The organism is Paraburkholderia sp. FW306-2-2C-D06C (assembly GCF_058781505.1).
The window spans coordinates 81,247-82,282 of the sequence record NZ_JBYSWU010000031.1; the positions used below are offsets into that span (position 1 = coordinate 81,247).

General features: G+C 60.1%; 1 protein-coding gene. It reads left to right on the plus strand.

The features are described 5' to 3' along the window. The coding region (locus AC3WLT_RS22770; RefSeq protein ID WP_492593941.1) for a hypothetical protein at window positions 1–379 on the plus strand (379 nt) is incomplete at its 5' end. Window positions 380–1,036: the final 657 nt, after the last annotated feature.

Genomic DNA, 1,036 nt, shown 5'->3' on the forward strand with positions numbered 1-1,036 from the left:
GTTCGTGATCGGATTCGACAACCACGTCTGGTCTGCCTTCTGGAACGCCCAGGCGGGCTGGAACGGCGACTGGTTCCCGCTGCCGGGTCAGGCGGTGTTCGACCATGAGAAGCAGCAGGTTGCAGCGGTGTCACGCGCATCCGGAAATCTCGATCTGTTCGTGATCGGCTTCGACAACCGCGTCTGGTCTACCTTCTGGAACGACCAGGCGGGCTGGAGCACGGACTGGTTCCCTCTGCCGGGTCAGGCGGTGTTCGATCGCGAGAACCAGCAGATCGCAGCGGTGTCGCGTGCGCCGGGCAATCTCGATCTGTTCCTGATCGGATTCGATAACCACGTATGGAGCGAGTTCTGGAACGATCGGGTCGGCTGGAACTAGGCGCGCTAGTCGGTTCGGGCATCGCGCCGACATGGTTCGGCGCGATGCCCTGTCAGCGCCTTGCGACGTTCTGGTCGAAGCCGGTCTTGCTTCTCGTGTGGCGACCACTTTGTTGGCGCGCATGCGGGGTGCTGACAGAATGTTCAGGAGCCGGTTATCGGATAAATTGGGGTGAGGGTGCTCGGTAGAAGTGACGGTGTCCGTGTCGCAGAATCATACAGCGTCGAGGCCGTCAGGAGGACCACAAGGTGGATCCGATGGCAGGGAGAAGTTGGAATAGAGCCACCCCGGCCGATGACTTGCCGCGCGCCGCGCAGACATGGACGACCGAAGAACTTTGGAAGCGGCCATTGATCTTGCGTTGGTGCCAACGGCCGATGTGGGTCGGCAGCTGACATTCGCCGCTCAGTGTTGACCCGAACGGGGCGGCCGGCTGCATACAGCCATCGGAGCTTCCGCTAGAGAGATGGACATACGCAAGGGATCTCACGCTTCATGTTCCATACAAATTGTGATTACCCGTCCGGTAGCCGTCATGACCTTCGTCTCTTGCACGAAAGGGCGGCTGAAAACAAGGCGGGGAGGTGTCAGGAATTTTGTGTGCTGAGGTCGGTTAAAAATCTCAGCTGATGGCGGCGGTGAACCGCTCGCCGAACA